The sequence below is a fragment of the Streptomyces sp. NPDC000880 genome (genome assembly GCF_053599675.1).
In genome coordinates this window covers 14,190-32,054 of sequence record NZ_JBSFMS010000048.1, presented here as the reverse complement: position 1 = coordinate 32,054, position 17,865 = coordinate 14,190, and the positions used below count along the sequence as shown (strand labels likewise).

Here is a 17,865-nt window from a genome sequence, read left to right as displayed (position 1 = left end):
TCGGGAATTGGTCTCTACCGGTGACCGGCAGGACGCGGCGATCGTGCAGTACGGATCCATGAAGGAGACGCCATGCAATCGTCGTACGTCCTGCTGGTCAAGCCACTGCCACACGTACTCGCCGGTACGAGGCGCGCCCGGCGAGCGGCGGGCGCCGCTCTGCCGGGGCTGGCCGTCGCTGTGACGGTCGCGCTGCCCGCCACCTGGCTGGGCCATCTCGTCCCGACCGTGGGCGGCCCGGTGTTCGGGATCGTGGTCGGTGCCCTTGCCGGAGCCCTGCTGAGGCGTATCGCCCCACCCGGACCGGTCGAGCGCTTGCGCCCCGGGTACGCGGTCGTGGGCAGACAGGTTCTGCAGGCGTCCATCATCGTGCTCGGAGCCGGACTTCCCCTGAGCGAGGTGCTGCACGTGGGGGTGGGGTCGCTGCCGGTCATGCTGGGCACGCTGGCCGTGGCACTGGGCGGCGCCCGGGCCATCGGCGGACTGCTGGGCATCCACCGTGAGACCCGGCTGCTGATCGGAGCCGGAACCGGAATTTGCGGAGCCTCGGCGATCGCCGCGGTCACCGCCGCCGTGGGCGCCGCCGAGGCCCGGGTCGCTTATGCCCTCGGCACCATCTTTACGTTCAACATCGCCGCGGTTCTCCTGTTCCCTCCGGTGGGCCACCTGCTCGGGTTGTCGCAGGAGGCGTTCGGGCTGTGGAGCGGCACCGCGATCAACGACACGTCCTCGGTCGTCGCCGCCGCCTACAGCTACGGAACCGAGGCCGGAGCGTACGCGGTGGTGGTGAAACTGACCCGCAGTCTCATGATCGTGCCGATCTGTGCGGCCCTGGTGATGTGGCGGACCTATCGCCGGCGGGCCCTCGATGTCCGGCCGAACGAGGGCGCCGGCAGGCGGATATGGCGTGCGTTCCCGCTGTTCATCGTCGGATTCCTGACCGCGTCGGCTGTCGCCACGTGTGGCGGAATCCCTGCCTCATGGCATCCGGTACTGCCAGTGATCAGCACGTTCCTGATCACCCTGGCCCTGTCGGGGATAGGTCTGTCGCTCAAGTTCTCTCAGCTGCGCGAGGCGGGTCCGCGGCCCCTGCTGCTGGGCGCAATCCTCTGGATCGCCGTCGGCGCGGCCGGTATCGGTCTCCAGGCGATCACCGGTCGGCTCTGACACATTCCGACCGAGGCTCGCACCCAACGAGGCTGTGAACCACAGGCTCGGGTTCCTCGGCGTCGCGCGGCTGACGCTGAGCGCACGGGCGGGACGACAGGAACGGCTTGGCTCCCTGGGTAGGGCGAACTCGGTCTCGTCCCGGCACCAACCGGCCACGGCGCCCGGAGACCGCGAGGTCGTCCTGCTCGCGGGGCCGCCTCCCTCGACGCGGTTGCCGTAAAGGGCGTTGAACCCGCTCACGCCGAGTTGCTCCTCCAGCCCGACGCTGTCCCGGAACTCCGTGGCCGGGCCAGGTGATGATCCCGCCGTCGCCCGCCGTGGTAGCGATGGTCATTCCGTCTCCTTCCTCAGCAGGTCGACACCCCGGATGGAGGCGTCGAGGAGTTGGATCGGGTGGACGACGGGCACGCCGGCGTCGAGGAACCGGCGAATCTGCAGAAGGCAGCCGGCGTTGGCGGTGGCGACGACGTCCGGTTGGACGGCTTCGATATTCGCTGCTTTACGCTTGCCGAGTTCTTCGGCCTTCTCCGGCTGCACCATGTTGTAGATGCCGGCCGAGCCGCAGCACAACTCGGCCTCGGCGATATCGGACACCTCGAGTCCGGGGATCGCCCGAAGGATCTCGCGGGGCTGGCTGCGGACGCCCTGGGCATTGGCCAGATGGCAAGCGTCGTGGTAGGCGACCTTGGTAGAGATGGGGTTGCGTGGCGCGTGCTGCGGCAACTCGGCGACCAACTCGTTCACGTCCCGGACCCGGGCGGCGAACGCCTTGGCGCGCTCGGCGTACTCCGGGTCCTCGCGGAGCAGGTCGCCGTACTCCTTGAGCGTCGAGCCGCAGCCGGCGACGTTCGCGACGACGACGTCGAGCTCGTAGCGCTCGAAGAGGTCGATCGTCCCCCGCGCCCGCGTCAGGCCGTCTTCCTCCTGGCCCGCGTGGACCGACAGCGCGCCGCAGCACTGACGTTCCTGCGGCACGTACACGTCACAGCCCTCAGCGGTGAGCACGCGGACGGTCGCCGCGTTGACGTCGCCGAAGAAGACTCGGTTGGCGCAGCCGGCCAGCATGCCCACACGCAGCCGGGACTCGCCGACCGACGGCGTGAACGGGGCGGTGCGGGTGAAGAGCTTCCGCACGGTGGTCTCGGGCAACAGCGCCTCCATCGCGCGCAGCCGGGGCGGCAATGCGTCGATCACACCCAGCCGGTGCAGCAGCGCGCGGATGCCGAGGCGCTGATATGCGATCCCGCCCAGCGCGGCGAACCGAAGCCGGCGTGGGTAAGGGAACACCATGAAGATCAGCTTGCGGAACAGCTTGTCGCCGAACGTGCGGGGCACGTGCCGCTCGACCTGAGGTCGCACAGCCTCGATCAACTTGTCGTACTGCACGCCGGAGGGACAGGAGCTGACGCAGGCCAGGCAGCCCAGGCACGAGTCCATCCGGTTCCCGAACGCCTCGTCCAGGCTCACCTCGCCGCGGGCGGCGAGGTCCATCAGGTAGATACGCCCGCGGGGCGATTCCATCTCTTCGCCGGTGACCGCGTAGGTCGGACAGGTCGGCAGACAGAAGCCGCAATGCACGCAGTCATCGAGCAGATCGCGCCGGGGAGGGCGGTGCTCGTCGAACGAGCCCGAAGTACCGGCATCTGCGATCTCGGTCATGACTTCTCCTTCTCTCGATGTCCGGGGGCGGCGAGCCAGGGCGCGAAACGCCCGTTGCCCAGGCGCCACTGCGGGTCGAACTGCTGCTTGACCGCGCGCATCAGCGGGACTGTGGGCGGCGGGGTCCCCCACGACGGGGTGTCCGGGCCGAGCCCGTCCCGCCGATGCACGGTGCACGCGGCACCGACCATGGGGCGCAGCGCCTCCAGCACCTGGTCATGCGCTCCCCGATCGCCACCGCGCAGCCGCACCGTGTGCACGCCCGCAGCGATCGTGCTGCTCAGGGCGACGTCGACCTTCGATTCCGCGGCGACGGCCGCGATCAGGCCGACCATCCCCGGGCCGTCCGATGGCAGCGAGCCGACCCGCAGCACGGTGTCGTCGTCGGTGCCGTCGGCCACGGCCGCGACCGACCGCCAGGCGGCGTCCGCCGCGTCGACCTCGAGCGTCCGCGCCCGGCCGTCGACGAGCGCGGCGACGGCCACGACACGCTCGGTCACGCCGTCGGGAGTGCCCTCCAGACGGACGAGCAGGCGTCCGCCGGCGTCCTCGTCGTGAACCCACTCCAGGGCAGCGGCATCCAGCGCCGATCCGACGATCCGCCCGGCGGAGGCGAAGGCCTCGTCGGCGGTGCCCGGGACCTCGACAGTCGCCTCGGCACGCGGCAGCGGATGCAGGCGCAGAACTACCTCGGCGACGACACCGAGCGTCCCGAACGACCCGTGAAACAGCTTGGCCAGGTCGTAGCCGGCGACGTTCTTGATGACGTGCCCGCCGGACCGTGCGACGGACCCGTCCGCGAGTACCACGGTCACGCCGATGACCAGGTCGCGCAGGATTCCGTAGGACTGGCGGGAGGGCCCGCCGTCGCCCGTGACGAGCAGCCCTCCGAGGGTGGCGCCCCGGGCGACGCGCGCGGCGTCGAAGGCCACCCGCTGCCCGCTCTTCGACAACTCCTCCTGGACGACAGCGAGCGGTGTCCCGGCACGGACCGCCATCGTCATGTCGGCGGGGTTGTAGACGAGCACGCCCGACAGCCCGGTCACGTCGACCGATGCGTCCGCCTGCTCGGGGCATCCGCCCCAGTCGACCGCGGTGCCGTTGCCGGCGATCAACAGCCTGGGGTGTGTGCGAGTCGTGTCGGCGAGGGCCGTCTGCAACTCGTTGAGTGACGTCGGGCGAAGCGTCATTCCGGGTGTCGCGTTCAGCGAACCAGCGCCTGCCCCGGTAGGGGTCGCGTTCACGGTCAGATCCGTTCGATCAGGCCCGCGGACTCAAGCGGGTGCGGGTGGTGTGGCCCGGGGCGTTCGCCGCACAGCCGTGGCGTGGGCAGGAGCTTTCCGGGATTGCAGATACCGGCCGGGTCGTAGGCGGTGCGCAACAGCGCCATCGTGGCCAGATCGGACTCGGTGAACTGGCGCGGCATGGAGCACGCCTTGTCCGTGCCGATCCCGTGCTCGCCGGACAGCGACCCGCCGAGCTCGACGCACAGCTCGGCGATCGACGTCGACAGGTGCTCCGCCCGCTCGTGCTCGCCGTTGGCCTCGCTGTAGAGCACCAGCGGGTGCAGGTTCCCGTCCCCGGCATGGAACACATTGGCGACCCGCAGACCTGCCTCGTCGGCAAGGGTGTCGATCCGGGTCAGCGCCTCGGCCAGCCGGGTCCGCGGGACCACGCCGTCCTGGACGAAGTAGTTCGGGCTGATCCGGCCGACCGCGGCGAACGCTGCCTTCCGGCCCTTCCACATCTTGGCCCGCTCGTCGGCGGTACCCGCCAGGTTCAGGGCGGTGGTGCCGTTGTCGCGGCACAACTTCTGCACCTCTTCGAGATGGACCGCGACCTCGTCGGCCGGGCCGTCGAGTTCGACGATCAGCGCCGCGGCGGCTCCGAGCGTGTAGCCCGCGGCCACCGCCGCCTCGACGGCCTCGATGGCCAAGGCGTCCATCATCTCCACCGCCGCCGGGATGATGCCCGCTGCGATGATGGCGGTGACGGTGTCACCGGCCTGCTCGACAGACGGGAAGTCGGCGACCAGGGTCTGCACCGATGCCGGACGGGGCAGCAGCTTGACCGTGATTCGGGTGACCACGCCGAGGGTGCCCTCGGAGCCGATGAACGCTCCGAGCAGGTCGTAACCCGGCTGGTGCGGCGAGTCTCCACCGAGCGTGGTGATAGACCCGTCGGGCAGCACCACTTCGATCTCGTGGATGTGGTGCACCGTGAACCCGTACTTCAGACAGTGCGCGCCCCCGGAGTTCTCGGCGACGTTGCCACCGATCGTGCAGACCTGCTGGCTCGACGGATCCGGCGCGAAGTAGAGGCCGTGCGGTGCCGCGGCGCGAGTGATGTCGAGGTTGGTGACCCCGGGCTCGACGATCGCCCGCCGGTTCACCGGGTCGACGTCGATGACCGACCTCAATCGCTGCAACGAGATCACGATTCCGTCAGCGACAGGGAGGGCACCACCGGACAGTCCGGTCCCGGCCCCTCTCGCGACGAACGGCACCCCCTCCCGCGCACAGATGCGCACTGCCGCCGCGACCGCCGCCGCATTGCGCGGCAACAGAACGAGGGAAGGAATGACCCGGTATCCCGTCAGTCCGTCGCACTCGTAGGAGCGAAGCTCCACCGGGTCGTCCACCACGCAGTCGGCTCCCATGACCTCGATGAACTCGGCACGTAGTCGCAAGGGCGTCATTGCCACCTCCTCGGTCGTCGACCCCTGGTCGACTGAACAGAACCCGGAAAATTGGTCAAGCACCCTGTGAGAGGACGCCTCGACACTCATCGTGAGGAGCCATCAACCCGGCAGGGCAGCGATCGTTGCGAGGATCAGGAGGAGTACCGCGATTCCGACCCCCTGAACGTGGCGACGTGCGGTGACGACGGCGGGCAGCGGTCGTTGGCGCAACGTTCGTTGCCGCTGCCTGCCGACGACATACACGGCAAGGGCGACGACGATGGCCATCATGGCGGGGAGTAGCCGTAGAGGCCCGGTGAACTGGTTCAGGTCCCGGAGGAGCATCAGAACACCGTTCGCGAGCACAGCGAACGCCGTGCGGCTCCACGCCAATGAAGTGCGTTCGGCCTGCAGGCCGTCCTCCGGGGACTTGAGCGGGATCGGCTCGCTCAACCCGACACCACGCCGCTCATCACCAACGCGAACCCGAGCACCGAGACGAGTATCAGCCCGGCTGAGAGCCACACCGGTATCCGATGCCGTGGCAGCGGCAGGCCTCGCCGCATGGCGGCGTCGACCCTTCCCCATCTGTGCAGCCCGGCCCCGGTCGTGAAGATGGCGAGCGCGAACAGGATGCCTCCGACGAGATGCCGTACGACGGGAACGAGCAGCTCCGGCACGAAATGCACCAGGGCGACCGCGGCAGCCAGCAGGGCCAGGGATGTCCGCAGCCATGCCAGGAAGGTGCGCTCGTTGGCCAGCGTGAAGCGGTAGTCGGGCTCGAACTCCTCGACAGCCGTGTCCGCCTCTTCGTCGGTCGTCCTTCGGTCAACTGCCATGCGGCACTTCCTCGTAGCGGATGGATTTCAGATCTGACGAGTTGCGCGAGACGTCTCAGATGCCTTACTCCGGGTTCAACCGGAGGCGACGAGGGGGACGGTCCAGCCGATCAGGGGGACGACGACTGCTACGCCGAGCGACCACACCAGCAGTTGCCGGAACAGCCGGGGTCGTGCGGCCTCGGGGGTGCTGGCCAGCACGAGGCCGCCGCTGAGGTGGTACGGGCTGGGGTTGACCGTCACGATCGCCCAGGACACCGCGCACAGAATGAGCAGCAGTACCGTCTCGGTCGCGCCCTGGGTGACCTGCAGCGCTACCGGGATCACGATGCCCAGGACAGCTACCGCCGATGACTCGAAGGACGCGAAGAGGGAACCGACGAAAGCCAGCGCCAGGATGGTGAGAGTCAGGCTGTCGATGCCCTCAAGGTGATTCGCGATCGCGTCGAACGTGCCGAGCTCTTCGAGTAGCCCGACGTAGAGCAGGACGCCGCTGATGACCAGCACCACCGACCAGGGCAGGTCGCGGATGATCTCTTTCTCGGCCGGTCGAAACGCCAACTGCAGGATCAGCGCGACGACGAATGCCGTCAGCCCGACGTCGACGGAGAACACCAGCACCGTACCGACGAAGACGACGAGCCCGACCAGCGAAGCGACCTGGTAGAGCGTGAGCCTGCCAGTCTGCTCGGACGAGGCGGACGATTCTTCTGACGGCCTCGGCTCAGGCGTGGCCTTGCGCCGCATCAAGCCAATGCCACCGAAGATGAGGAACGCGGCTACCGCCACCACCAGATTGAGACCGAATTCGATGACGAACAGTCCGATCGAGGACACCGGACGGTCAGACTCGGTAGCGAGGGTACCGACCAGCTGACCCCAGACGCTGATCGGTGAGAAACCGCCGGCCAGCGCGCCCATAATGGTCACAATGCCCATCAGCATCAGACTGATGTCGCGCAGTTGGGCGGCATGCATGGCGATGGGGACGACAATGGCGAGGGCGGCGGCCGGAAGCGCTCCGATGCCACTGAGCAGTGCGGCGACCGCAAACATGATCCACGGCAGGAGCCAGTCCCGCCTCCCGGTGGCGCGTTCGGTGATGCCGATCAGCCGGTTGATGGCCCCGTTTCGATGGACATGCCCGAACAGGTACGTGACTCCGACGATGAGGATCACCAGGCTGCCGGGGAAGTGTTTGAAGTACGTCTCGACAGGCAGCCCGGCCGCCATAGTGAGGATGAAGCCTGCCGGAACGGTCGCCAGACCAACATTGATGTGCCGCCAGATCGCGACGGCGAACGCGGCGACAAGCAGGACGATGGAGAATATCTGAAGTAGTGACATCTTTGTCCCTAACTCGTTGATTCCCGATGTACGCACCGATAGCCGCCGTCGATGGCGAGGACAGGCCGGGCCGATCGCGGAGCTCGTGCCCACCGGACATCAACGAGGGACGCCGCAGCGGTGGGCGTGGCAGGAGAAGGGTGCGCAAGTGTTGCCGCGCCGAGTCGAGATCGGTGCGGCCTGTGGGGCGGGCGGGACGGGCAAGGCGCTGAGTGCCGCCCACGAAAACATCCACCACGGCACTCGACCAACCGGGTCCCACCGAATGGGTCGTGCGCCTCGTCTTCGGCAACTACGCCACCCACAAGACCCCCGAGATCCGCGGTCGGCTCGCACGGGACCCTGCGGTTCCTGTGCGGGGGTCTGTGGGTTCGCGCGTGCTAGTTCCGAAGAATCGTGACCGTGTGGCTCGCTGGATCGAGCCGGATGGTGTCACCGTGTGACACGTTGTCGAAGAAGGCGGGGTCGACACCGGCAGCGATCGGGAGGCCGGCGGTGACCGCGCCCTGAACCATGACCGGGTTCGTCGCACCGAAGAGCAGCCCGCTCGGCCCGACACCGAGACCGCGCATGGACAGAAAGGCCCAGCCCGCCGCCACACCGCCCTGCACCCCGCGCGCGATCAGGATCTTGTCCTTGACCGACTCCCCGCGCAGCGGATGGTCCTCGCGGGAGATCACACCGGTGGTTCGATCCAGGTCGTAGCGAGCACTGAACGGTACCGGACTGACGACGGCCGGGGCTTCGACGAGCGGGCCGGTCGCCTGCGCGACGTGGAAGACCAGATCACTCATCGCCCGGCCACCTTTCCGGTCAGTGCGGCATCGATGCATTCGTCGGTGCGACGCAAGGCGGGTTGATAGCCGTGGGCCCGGATGATGTTCACCAGCTTGGCCGAGTTGGTGGCCAGACTGCGCCAGCCGAAGTGCTCGCGCTGCGCCGCTGGGTCCATCACGTACCAGCAGGTTCCCCGCAGCACGATGCCACCGGCCTCCACGATGGCGTCCATGTGCCCCTGCTCGCGCAGGGCCTCGCAGGTCAGGCTGTTGGTCGTGATGATCAGACGGACGGAGTCGGCGACCTTACGCCCCTGAAGTCTCTCGGCGATCCGCTTGATCTCGAAGAAGGACAGCTGCGGCGCGGTGAACACCACCAGATCGACATCGCCCCCGTCGGCGAGGTCCCGGGCGAACATGGCGTCGATGTCGTCCTGCGTCACCTCGAACTCGTCGACCAGTTCGCGGCCACCGTTGGCGTCGGCGAAGGTCGAGGCCTCCGGAGTGGTGCCCACGACGTGGTACATCGCCATCGAGCCGAAGCTGGCCAGGCTCGCGCCGAAGTGCTTGAGCTCGTCGGACACCGGCCCCGCCCGGTTCACGAGCTCTACGGCCGGAACATTCCAATAGCCGCGGCACCGCTCGCCGATGACGGCGCCCAGTGCGCCCCAGTCCGCCAGGTCGGGGAGCGCGGCGGTGACCCGCACGCGGACGTTGGCCCGCCTGTGCGCATCCAGGTGGAACCCGTACTCCGGGGTACGTCCGGTGAGGGCCGCCGCGAGGCCGGCCGCGCCAGACTCGTAGTTCGTGCGGGCACCCAGCACCGAGTTCGCGTATGCGACCGTGCCGGTGTCACCCCAGGCCACGTGCTCACCCAGCCTCGGCTGGTAAACGCTTTGGTAACCGATGCAGGTGTTCACCGTGGACACGCCGAGACTCCGCAGCAGCGTCCGAGTCTCCTTCTCCCCGTCGACCAGCTCGGGGGACTGGGCGAACAGGTGCGCCTGCTCGAAGTCGACCGACTGCGCGTTGCGCGTGGTGGGCACCCGGACCTTGACCTCGGCCGAGGCCAACCGCTGCAGGTAGTTGGTGCCGGCCTGACCGAACACCTCACGGTCACCCATGAAATGGGCGTTGGTGATCTCTACGAACCGCTCCGCGCCGAAGAACTCTCCGACACTGACCTGCTCGCGCAGGATGTCGGCGAGCGCGTCACCGTACCGACCATCCAACATCTCGCGTTCCGACGAAGTTATATGCATCGCCCCTCCGCATCTATTGGTATCCTGACGGCGAGCAGCAGAACATACAACAAGGTACAAGTCAACGGGGTGTGCAATGTCAACCAAGGACAACTCTGGCCTGACCGGGGGTAGCGCGAGCATCCATCAGCAGCTGGCCGAGCGCCTGCGCGAACAGGTGTCGCAGATGACACCGGACAGTCAGATGCCGACCGAGAAAGAGCTGGTCAGCCGCTACGGGGTGAGCAGGACGACGGTGCGCCGGGCGCTGAGTGGGCTCGTCGAGGAGGGACTACTGGTACGCCGCCAGGGCGCCGGGACGTTCGTGGCACCTCGGCGCATCGTGCACCCACTGGACCAGCTCAGGCCCTTCATTTCGATCTTCGCCAGCGTCGGGAAGCGCCCTGAGGGCAAGATCCTGCGCTTCGAGTGGGTCAGCGAGCCTCAGCTGTCGCCACACGTGGCTCATCCGGCGGACGGAGCGCTGATGGTGCGTCGGCTCTATACGATCGACGGGGCGCCACAAGCCATAGCGGACATCACAGTGCCCGATCCGTTCGGTCAGCAGATCTCTCGTGCCGAGATCGAGGAGCACCCCATCTATCAGGTGCTCCAGGACAACTTGGGACTGACCCTCAGTTATGGCCGCATAACGCTGACGAGCCAAAGTGCACCGGACGACCTGGCGCGACCGCTGGGCGTCGCAACGGGGCACCCGCTTCTGGTCCTGCAACGGGCGACGATGGATGCGGAGGATCGCCTTGTGGAGTACGCCACGTACTACCTGCTACCCGATCGGTTCGAACTTCGGCTCACCGTAGAAGCCACGGAACTCGAGAAGGTCTCCTATTCCTTCAGCCGACCAGGCCCGGAGCTAGTCATGCTGACCCCTTCCTAGTGTCCTGAGTCAGGATTTCGCGCAGGGTAACGCCTCTGGTCACGGGCGAGATGATCTTGCGGTGGCTGGTGTGATCACGGCGCCGGAGCCGCCCTGGACAGCCCAGCCTTCCGCTGGAGGACCGGGCACCTCGTGGCGGCGCACTGGCGCGCGAACTTGTCGATGCGCCGGCGCCCCTCCGGGTCCGTACGAGCACTCCCGACCTTTCCCAGCCCCATACGCGATCACCACACGCGAAAGGGCGCCCTCGGAAACCGAGAACGCCCAGGCCAGCGACATGATCGCGAGTGCGCCGCCAGGGACTCGAACCCCGGACCCGCTGATTAAGAGTCAGCTGCTCTAACCAACTGAGCTAGCGGCGCCTGCTGACTCGAAAAATGTTACCTGGTCCGCAGGGGTGCTCCAGACCCGCCGCCGCCCGGCTAGATCGCCAGCGACAGCACCACCGGCGCCGCCTTGCGGTTCAGCGTGTCCGCCGCCGAGCGCAGCCGGTGGGCATGCTCGATCGGGAGCGAGAGCGCCAGGCACCCGACCGCCGCGCCCGCCGTCAGCGGGACCGCGGCGCAGACCGTGCCCACCGCGTACTCCTGGAGGTCGAGCATCGGGACCGTCGGGGGCTGGCTGTCCAGCTTCGAGAAGAGCAGCTTCTCGCTGGTGATCGTCCGCGATGTGAGGCGGGCGATCTTGTGGCGCGAGAGGTGGTCGCGGCGGCCGTTGACGTCCAGCTGGGTCAGCAGGCATTTACCGACCGCGCTGGCGTGCGCGGCCGAGCGGAAGTCGACCCACTCGTTGACCTTGGGAGCGCGCGGACCGTCGGCGTACTGCGTGATCTTGACCTCGCCGTCGATGTACCGGCTGATGTAGACCGCAGCCCCGACCGAGTCCCGCAGCTCGGTGAGCGTCTCCTGAATCTTCGTCTCCAGCGCCTGCTGGCGGGTGATGCCTGAGCCGAGGAGGATCAGGGAGTCGCCGATCACGTAGGTGCCGTCCGCGACCTGCTCCACATAGCCCTCGCGGCGCAGCATCGCCAGCATGGGGGCCAGGTGGCCGGTCGGCAGGCCCGTCTCGCGTGCGATCTGGACGTCGGTGACACCGCCACCATGCTTCGAGATCGTTTCCAGGACACGCAAGACGTATTGCACCGAGTGGAACGGCGCGGTCGGCTCGGGCTTCAGCGCCACGGTTTCCCCCTAGCAGGTTGTGACCGCAAGCTTTCGTACCACGATACCGGCCAAGGGCCGTTTAGGGGGCGCCTGTTGGCGAGTTTGATGCTGCGCCCCAGCCTCATGGGCTGGGGCGCAGCACCCTGGCATATGCCACAGTCACACCTATTCATCGGAGTGAATGGTCAGAGCACCGCGCCGAGAAACTCGCGGGTACGGTCGTGCTCCGGCTCGGAGAAGATTTTTTCCGGCGATCCGGACTCGATCACCTTTCCGGCGTCGAACATCAGCACCTCGTCCGAGATGTCCCGGGCGAAATTCATCTCGTGCGTCACGCACAGCATAGTGATGTCGGTGGAGCGGGCTATGTCCCGCAGCACGTCCAGCACGCCCGCGACCAGCTCAGGGTCGAGCGCCGATGTGACCTCGTCGAGGAGCAGTACCTGCGGCCGCATCGCCAGCGCCCGCGCGATCGCCACCCGCTGCTGCTGGCCGCCCGACAGCTGGTTCGGCTTCGCGTCGCAGCGGTCGCCGAGGCCCACCAGGTCGAGCAGCTCCTTCGCGCGCTCCTCCGCCTCGTCCTTGGACATGCCGAGCACGCGCACCGGCGCCTCGGTGATGTTCCGCAGGGCGGTCATGTTCGGGAACAGGTTGAACTGCTGGAAGACCATGCCGATTTGTTTGCGCGCTTCGCGGCGCTCCTTCTCGGCGGCCGGAAACAACCGGTTCCCGTTCACCTGGATCGTGCCCTCTTCGGGCGATTCCAGAGTCATCAGCAGCCGCAGGATCGTGGTCTTGCCGGAGCCGGACGGGCCGATCAGCGTCACATGTTTTCCGGGCTGTACCGAGAAACAGAGGTTGTCCAGCACGGTGTTGTCGCCGAAGCGCTTCGTCACATTCTCGAAGCGGATCAGTTCCTTGGAAGTGTCGGAAGAGTTGGGAGAAGTGTCGGGGCGGGTGTCAGCGGACAAGGCGGCGCTCCAGGGTTCGTACGAGAAGAGAAGCCGGGTAGGCGATGAGGATGAAGGCGATGCCGATCACGGTCAGCGGCTCCGTGTACTGGAACGTCGACGCGCTCTCCAGCCGCGACTGCTGCAGCATCTCCAGTACGCCGATCGCGGCGAGAAGCGGTGTGTCCTTCAGCATCGCGATGACGTAGTTGCCCAGCGCCGGCGTGATGCGCCGGATCGCCTGCGGCAGGATCACCGCGGACCAGGTGCGGTGGGCGGGCAGGCTCAACGCCTTCGCCGCCTCCCACTGACCGGCCGGCACGGCTTCGATACCGGCCCGGTAGACCTGCGCGGTGTACGTCGAGTAGTGCAGCCCGATCGCGATCGTGCCGGTGGTCAGCGCCGAGAACTGCACGCCCCACTCCGGCAGTACGAAGAAGAGGAAGAAGAGCTGCACCAGCAGCGGCGTGGTGCGGATGAACTCCGTGACGACACTCACCGGCCACCGTACGAAACGGGTCGGCGCCTTGAATCCGATCGCCCAGACCAGGCCGAGCGTGAAGGAGATCAGTGAGCCGAGCACCAGGATCTGCAGCGTGACGAGCACGCCGTCCCAGAAGCGCGGCATGAAGTCCGCTACCGCGGACCAGTCCCAGTTCACTTCGCGCCACCTCCGGAGATCGCGACGCCGATATTGCTCTTGGTCTTCTTCTCGAGAGCCTTCATGGAGCGCGTGATACCGAACGCGAGCACGAAGTAGATGACCAGGCTGACGGTGTAGATCTGCGCGCTCTCCTGCGTCGCGAGCCGCACCAGGTACGCCGCGAAGGAGACGTCGCCCACGCCCAGAAGCGACACCAGCGCCGTGCCCTTGAGCAGCTCGACCAGCAGGTTGCAGAACGGCGGGAGCATCTCCGGTACCGCCTGCGGCAGCAGGATCAGCCGCATCCGCTGCCACGGGGTGAAGCTGAGCGCGACCCCCGCCTCACGCTGCGCCGGAGCCACCGAGTTCAGCGCGCCGCGCACGATTTCCGCGCCGTACGCACCGTAGGACAGGCCCAGTGCCAGCACCGCCGCCCACATGGGGACCAGCTGCCAGCCCAGCAGCGCCGGCAGCACGAAGAACAGCCAGAACATCAGGATCAGCGCGGACGTGCCGCGGAAGATCTCGGTGTAGAAGCCCGCCAGGAAGCGGACGAACGGCGAGCGGTGGGTGCGGGCCATGCCGACCGCGAAGGCGACGATGCCGGCCAGCGCCGCGCTGTACACCAGCAGTTGGACAGTGATCCAGATGCCCGGAAGGACCCAGTTCTGCCAGAGTCCGGCTGTCATCGGCACAGCTCCTCGGCAGTGAGCGTGGTCATCTCGTTCTTGGTGAAGCCGAACGGCCGCAGTATGCGGAAGAGTTCGCCGCTCTTCTTCATCTTGTGTATCTCGACGTTGAACACGTCACGCAGTTCGGTGTCGGTGGGGCGGAAGGCGAAGCCGCCGCCGTCGATCTTCTTCTCGCCGTCGACGACGGCCGCGAACGGCTCGGTAGCCTCGGCCTTGCGGCTCTTCTTGACCACCTCGCGGGCGGTCAGCGCGGTGCCGGCGAACACGTCGACCCGGCCCGCCTCGACCGCGTTCAGCCCCGCCACCTGGTCCTGGAGGATGACGATGTCCTTCTCCGGGAAGCCGGCGGCGATGGCGTATTCGATCTCCGCATAGCCGGTGCCGGTGGCGAACTTCGCCTTCGCCTTCACCACGTCCTCATAGGTGCGCAGGTTCTTGGGATTGCCCTTGCGCACGATGAACGAGTCGAGCATCTGGTACTCGGGGTCGGCGAAGATGACCTGCGCGCAGCGCTCCTTGTTGATGTACATCCCGGCCGAGACGACATCGAACTGCTCGGAGTTCAGTCCGGGTATGAGCGAGGCGAAGTCGGTGGCGACCGGCTGGACGTTGTCGATCCCCAGCCGCTTGAAGATCACCCGGGCGAGCTCCGGAGCCTCACCGGTGAACTCGCCCTGGTCGTCCACATAGCCGTAGGGCACCTCGCCCGCGATGCCCAGGCGCACCGTGCGCTGGGACTTGAGCCGGGCCAGGGCATCACCCGACGGCACCCGGCTGCAGCCGGCCGCCCCCGCGGCGCCGAGCGCGCCGGCGGCAGCGGTGCCGAGCAGCACTGTGCGTCTGCGAATCGATTCTGTCAGTGGTGTTCGAGCCATGGCGGCGCGGCTACCCGGGTCCACGCGGGGTATGCGTATGAAATGGCCGACCGATACATGACCGTAGCCCTCGACAAGCGCGGTGTGCGGTGCACCGCGAAACTCCTCACCGACAAGGCCCCGCTGACCTGCGCGGCCGTGTGGGACGCGCTGCCGCTCGCCGGGGACGTCTACCACGCGAAGTATGCCCGTAATGAGATCTATGCACTTTTTCCGGCGTTCGCGGAGCATGAACCGCCGCTGGAGAACCCGACGGTGACCCCCATTCCGGGCGATTTGTGCTATTTCACCTTCTCGGACGTGCAGTTGGGCACGGCGTCGTACGGGTATGGAGAGCGGGCCGCCCACCACGGCCGGCCCACCGTCGTCGACCTCGCCCTCTTCTACGAGCGCAACAACCTGCTGCTCAACGGCGACACCGGCTGGGTCCCCGGCATCGTCTGGGGCACCGTGGTCGACGGCCTCGACCGGATGGCCGAGGCCTGCCAGGACCTGTGGCGCGCGGGCGCGCTGGGCGAGACGCTCAGCTTCCGGCGAGCGTAGGCGCGGGAATCGCCGCTGCCCCCGACTCGTAGAGCGCGTGCGCGGCCCGCAGCACCAGCGCGTCCGCGTGGCGCGCGCCGATCAACTGGACGCCGACCGGCAGCCCGTCCTCGTCCACCCCGCACGGCACCGTCGCGGCGGGCTGCTGGGTCATGTTGAAGGGGTATGTGAATGGCGTCCACCCCGTCCAGCGGCGGTGCCCCGAGCGCGCCGGGGCCTCCACCCCCGCCTCGAACGCGGTGATCGGCAGGGTCGGGGTGATCAGCAGGTCGTACGACGTGTGGAACCGACCCATCCGCCGGCCGAGATCCATCCGGACGTCCACGGCCGCCAGATACTCCAGCGCACTGTGCCGTGCCCCGGCCCCGGCGACCTCCCGCAGCCCCGGGTCCAGTGCCTTGCGCTGCCGGGGCCCGAGGTGCTGCAGCAGCCGGGCCGCGCCGCTGAACCACAGGGTGTGGAAGGGCTCCACCGGGTCGGCGATGTCGGGGTCCGACTCCTCGATGTACGCACCGAGGCCCGCCAGCGCCGCTACCGCCCGCCGTACCGCGGACGCGACCGCTGGGCGCACCGCCACCTGTCCGCCGAACGACGGCGAGTAGGCGATCCGCAGCCCCTTCACCCCGTCCGCCAAGGTGCCGCGGACGCTGTCCGCGGGGCCCAGGTGCGACCAGTCCCGCCAGTCCTCGCCGCTGATCACATCGAGCATCAGCGCGGCGTCCGCGGCGTCCTTCGTCATCGGGCCCGCGTGCGCGAGCGTCCCGAACGGGCTGGAGGGATACAGCGGCACGCGTCCGTACGTCGGCTTCATCCCGAAGATCCCGCAGAAGGACGCGGGGATGCGGACCGAGCCGCCGCCGTCCGTGCCGACCGACAGCGGACCCGCCCCGAGCGCCACCGCCACCGCGCTGCCGCCGCTGGAGCCGCCCGCCGTGCGAGTGATGTCGTACGGATTGCCCGTCACCCCGTGCCGCGGGGAGTCGGTGACGCCCTTCCAGCCGAACTCGGGGGTCGTCGTCTTGCCGAGGAAGACCGCGCCGTGCGCGCGCAGCCGCGCCACGGACGGCGCGTCCTCGTCCCAACTCCCTTCCGCGGAAACGGACGTGGAGCCGCGCAGGGTCGGGACGCCACGCTGCAGCAGCAGGTCCTTCACGGTGACCGGCACCCCGTCGAGCAGCCCCTGCGGCTCTCCTTGGCGCCACCGCTCGGCGGACGCCTCGGCCTGGGCCAGTGCCTGCTCGGCATCCACCCGGACGAAGGCGTTCACCAGCGGCTGCACCACTTCGATCCTCTCCAGCGCGGCGCGGGTCGCGTCGACGGGGGAGAAGTCGCCCTTCTCGTAGCCGGTGAGCAGTTGGCGTGCGGTGAGGTCAGTCAGCTCAGACATCATGCATGGGGACGTACCCACGTTTCTTGTCGACCACGTTCGGGAACGGCTTTCCGGCCTCCCACAGTTCGTACAACTCGACGAACTGCTCGCCGAGCCGGTCGCGCCAGCCGACCGTGTCGCCGCTCATGTGCGGGGAGACGATCAGCCCGGGCACGTCCCACAGCGGGCTGTCGGGCGGGAGCGGCTCGGAGCTGAAGACATCGAGGGCCGCGCCCGCGATCCACCGTTTGTTGAGCGCGGCAACCAGATCGTTCTCGACGACCAGCTGACCGCGCCCCACATTGATGAACCGGGCCGAGGGCTGCATCAGACCGAAGCGCCGCGCGCCGAACATCCCGCACGTCGCATCGGTGAGCGGCGCCGCGCACACCACCCAGTCGGCGCGCGCGAGCAGCGGATCGAGGTCCTGCGCGCCATGGATGCCGGGCCGCTCGGTGCGGCCCACGACCGCCACGGTGACGCCGAGGGCCTCCAGAGTGCCGGCCACGGCCCGGCCGATCGGGCCCGCGCCCACCACCGCCGCCCGGGTGCCCGCCACCCGCAGGCCCTCACGATGGCGCCAGCGCCGCTGCCGCTGGAGCTCCAGGGTGCCGGGCAGGTCCTTCGCCATGGCAAGGACCAGACCGGCGACGTACTCGGCGATGGGCTCCTCGAAGACCCCCCGGGCATTGGTGACCACCGTGTCGGAAGCGATCAGCTCGGGGCAGAGCAGCCGGTCGACCCCCGCGCTCGGGGTGTGCACCCAGCGCGGGCGCGGCCCCTCGCCCGGCCAGGCGGCACGCACCGCCTCAGAGAGGAAGTCCCACACCAGCAGGACGTCTGCGTACGGGAGTCGGGCGGCGAGCGTCTGCTCGTCGGCGTACTGGACGTGGACCCGTCCGGCCAGCCGCCCGAGACGGGGCGGCGGGTCTGCGGTCAGCACGAGAAGAGTGGGTTCGGACATCAAGCGGAAGCCGTTTCGTAACGTCTGACATGTACGGATTGACCACGCTCGCACCC

18 protein-coding genes and 1 tRNA gene are annotated in these 17,865 nt (G+C 68.2%); 3 read left to right on the top strand and 16 right to left on the bottom strand.

Features of this window, described 5'->3' with window-relative positions; all coding sequences use genetic code 11:
• Positions 1-72 precede the first annotated feature (72 nt).
• Positions 73-1,167, top strand: a complete 1,095-nt coding sequence (locus ACWDO5_RS17975) for a YeiH family protein (protein WP_450531288.1) — start codon at positions 73-75, stop codon at positions 1,165-1,167.
• A 333-nt stretch (positions 1,168-1,500) separates the two neighbouring features.
• On the opposite strand, the gene ACWDO5_RS17970 is transcribed toward ACWDO5_RS17975, so the two are convergent.
• From ACWDO5_RS17970 to ACWDO5_RS17935, 8 genes are all read right to left on the bottom strand, one after another.
• Positions 1,501-2,829 (bottom strand): (Fe-S)-binding protein, encoded by a 1,329-nt coding sequence (locus tag ACWDO5_RS17970; protein ID WP_450531286.1) that lies wholly within the window; start codon positions 2,827-2,829, stop codon positions 1,501-1,503.
• Positions 2,826-4,073: an FAD-binding oxidoreductase gene (locus ACWDO5_RS17965; protein WP_450531285.1), complete on the bottom strand. Its 1,248-nt coding sequence runs from the start codon at positions 4,071-4,073 to the stop codon at positions 2,826-2,828. Before ACWDO5_RS17965 ends, ACWDO5_RS17970 begins: the two co-directional genes overlap by 4 nt.
• Positions 4,074-4,075: 2 nt before the next feature.
• The gene (locus ACWDO5_RS17960; protein ID WP_450531283.1) at positions 4,076-5,527 is read right to left on the bottom strand and encodes an FAD-linked oxidase C-terminal domain-containing protein; all 1,452 of its coding nucleotides are present in this window, start codon (positions 5,525-5,527) and stop codon (positions 4,076-4,078) included.
• Between the two features lie 102 nt (positions 5,528-5,629).
• Positions 5,630-5,962, bottom strand: coding sequence for a DUF202 domain-containing protein (locus ACWDO5_RS17955; RefSeq protein WP_450531281.1), 333 nt, complete (start codon positions 5,960-5,962; stop codon positions 5,630-5,632).
• The gene (locus tag ACWDO5_RS17950; protein WP_450531279.1) at positions 5,959-6,348 is read right to left on the bottom strand and encodes a YidH family protein; all 390 of its coding nucleotides are present in this window, start codon (positions 6,346-6,348) and stop codon (positions 5,959-5,961) included. Before ACWDO5_RS17950 ends, ACWDO5_RS17955 begins: the two co-directional genes overlap by 4 nt.
• A 75-nt stretch (positions 6,349-6,423) precedes the next feature.
• Positions 6,424-7,695 carry an SLC13 family permease gene (locus tag ACWDO5_RS17945; RefSeq protein ID WP_450531278.1) on the bottom strand — a complete coding sequence of 424 codons (1,272 nt, stop codon included), beginning with the start codon at positions 7,693-7,695 and terminating at the stop codon, positions 6,424-6,426.
• A 380-nt stretch (positions 7,696-8,075) separates the two neighbouring features.
• The gene (locus ACWDO5_RS17940) at positions 8,076-8,489 is read right to left on the bottom strand and encodes an aconitase X swivel domain-containing protein (RefSeq protein WP_450531276.1); all 414 of its coding nucleotides are present in this window, start codon (positions 8,487-8,489) and stop codon (positions 8,076-8,078) included.
• Entirely contained in the window at positions 8,486-9,733 is a 1,248-nt protein-coding gene (locus ACWDO5_RS17935) for an aconitase X (RefSeq protein WP_450531275.1), read from the bottom strand. Before ACWDO5_RS17935 ends, ACWDO5_RS17940 begins: the two co-directional genes overlap by 4 nt.
• 76 nt (positions 9,734-9,809) lie before the next feature.
• Here ACWDO5_RS17935 and ACWDO5_RS17930 point away from each other — a divergent pair, with 76 nt between their 5' ends.
• The gene (locus ACWDO5_RS17930) at positions 9,810-10,610 is read left to right on the top strand and encodes a GntR family transcriptional regulator (RefSeq protein WP_450531274.1); all 801 of its coding nucleotides are present in this window, start codon (positions 9,810-9,812) and stop codon (positions 10,608-10,610) included.
• Positions 10,611-10,898: 288 nt separating this feature from the next.
• Here ACWDO5_RS17930 and ACWDO5_RS17925 read toward each other — a convergent pair.
• The 6 genes from ACWDO5_RS17925 to ehuB all read right to left on the bottom strand — a co-directional run bounded on the left by ACWDO5_RS17925 (position 10,899) and on the right by ehuB (position 14,933).
• A tRNA-Lys gene (locus tag ACWDO5_RS17925) sits at positions 10,899-10,972 on the bottom strand.
• 60 nt (positions 10,973-11,032) lie between these two features.
• Positions 11,033-11,791, bottom strand: a complete 759-nt coding sequence (locus ACWDO5_RS17920) for an IclR family transcriptional regulator (protein ID WP_450531272.1) — start codon at positions 11,789-11,791, stop codon at positions 11,033-11,035.
• 167 nt (positions 11,792-11,958) lie between these two features.
• Entirely contained in the window at positions 11,959-12,744 is a 786-nt protein-coding gene (gene ehuA / locus ACWDO5_RS17915; RefSeq protein WP_450531270.1) for an ectoine/hydroxyectoine ABC transporter ATP-binding protein EhuA, read from the bottom strand.
• Positions 12,734-13,384 (bottom strand): ectoine/hydroxyectoine ABC transporter permease subunit EhuD, encoded by a 651-nt coding sequence (gene ehuD, locus ACWDO5_RS17910; protein ID WP_450531269.1) that lies wholly within the window; start codon positions 13,382-13,384, stop codon positions 12,734-12,736. The genes ehuA and ehuD overlap by 11 nt, the downstream gene beginning before the upstream one ends.
• Positions 13,381-14,055, bottom strand: a complete 675-nt coding sequence (gene ehuC, locus ACWDO5_RS17905; protein WP_450531267.1) for an ectoine/hydroxyectoine ABC transporter permease subunit EhuC — start codon at positions 14,053-14,055, stop codon at positions 13,381-13,383. The genes ehuD and ehuC overlap by 4 nt, the downstream gene beginning before the upstream one ends.
• Positions 14,052-14,933 carry an ectoine/hydroxyectoine ABC transporter substrate-binding protein EhuB gene (gene ehuB, locus ACWDO5_RS17900; RefSeq protein ID WP_450531266.1) on the bottom strand — a complete coding sequence of 294 codons (882 nt, stop codon included), beginning with the start codon at positions 14,931-14,933 and terminating at the stop codon, positions 14,052-14,054. The genes ehuC and ehuB overlap by 4 nt, the downstream gene beginning before the upstream one ends.
• Before the next feature lie 42 nt (positions 14,934-14,975).
• Between ehuB and ACWDO5_RS17895 the strand changes: the two genes are divergently transcribed.
• Entirely contained in the window at positions 14,976-15,476 is a 501-nt protein-coding gene (locus tag ACWDO5_RS17895) for a DUF3830 family protein (RefSeq protein ID WP_450531265.1), read from the top strand.
• Here the strand turns inward: ACWDO5_RS17895 and ACWDO5_RS17890 are convergent.
• Positions 15,457-16,863, bottom strand: a complete 1,407-nt coding sequence (locus ACWDO5_RS17890; protein ID WP_450531304.1) for an amidase — start codon at positions 16,861-16,863, stop codon at positions 15,457-15,459. The genes ACWDO5_RS17895 and ACWDO5_RS17890 overlap by 20 nt on opposite strands.
• A complete protein-coding gene (locus ACWDO5_RS17885) occupies positions 16,856-17,809 on the bottom strand; it encodes a D-2-hydroxyacid dehydrogenase (RefSeq protein ID WP_450531263.1) in 954 nt (317 codons plus the stop codon). The genes ACWDO5_RS17890 and ACWDO5_RS17885 overlap by 8 nt, the downstream gene beginning before the upstream one ends.
• Positions 17,810-17,865: the final 56 nt, after the last annotated feature.

Bases quoted from the DNA above. Each gene is read 5' to 3' on its own strand.
- ACWDO5_RS17975 (WP_450531288.1), top strand. From the start codon at position 73: ATGCAATCGTCGTACGTCCTGCTGGTCAAGCCACTGCCACACGTACTC.
- ACWDO5_RS17970 (WP_450531286.1), bottom strand. From the start codon at position 2,829: ATGACCGAGATCGCAGATGCCGGTACTTCGGGCTCGTTCGACGAGCAC.
- ACWDO5_RS17960 (WP_450531283.1), bottom strand. From the start codon at position 5,527: ATGACGCCCTTGCGACTACGTGCCGAGTTCATCGAGGTCATGGGAGCC.
- ACWDO5_RS17950 (WP_450531279.1), bottom strand. From the start codon at position 6,348: ATGGCAGTTGACCGAAGGACGACCGACGAAGAGGCGGACACGGCTGTC.
- ACWDO5_RS17945 (WP_450531278.1), bottom strand. From the start codon at position 7,695: ATGTCACTACTTCAGATATTCTCCATCGTCCTGCTTGTCGCCGCGTTC.
- ACWDO5_RS17940 (WP_450531276.1), bottom strand. From the start codon at position 8,489: ATGAGTGATCTGGTCTTCCACGTCGCGCAGGCGACCGGCCCGCTCGTC.
- ACWDO5_RS17935 (WP_450531275.1), bottom strand. From the start codon at position 9,733: ATGCATATAACTTCGTCGGAACGCGAGATGTTGGATGGTCGGTACGGT.
- ACWDO5_RS17930 (WP_450531274.1), top strand. From the start codon at position 9,810: ATGTCAACCAAGGACAACTCTGGCCTGACCGGGGGTAGCGCGAGCATC.
- ehuC (WP_450531267.1), bottom strand. From the start codon at position 14,055: ATGACAGCCGGACTCTGGCAGAACTGGGTCCTTCCGGGCATCTGGATC.
- ehuB (WP_450531266.1), bottom strand. From the start codon at position 14,933: ATGGCTCGAACACCACTGACAGAATCGATTCGCAGACGCACAGTGCTG.
- ACWDO5_RS17895 (WP_450531265.1), top strand. From the start codon at position 14,976: ATGGCCGACCGATACATGACCGTAGCCCTCGACAAGCGCGGTGTGCGG.
- ACWDO5_RS17890 (WP_450531304.1), bottom strand. From the start codon at position 16,863: ATGTCTGAGCTGACTGACCTCACCGCACGCCAACTGCTCACCGGCTAC.
- ACWDO5_RS17885 (WP_450531263.1), bottom strand. From the start codon at position 17,809: ATGTCCGAACCCACTCTTCTCGTGCTGACCGCAGACCCGCCGCCCCGT.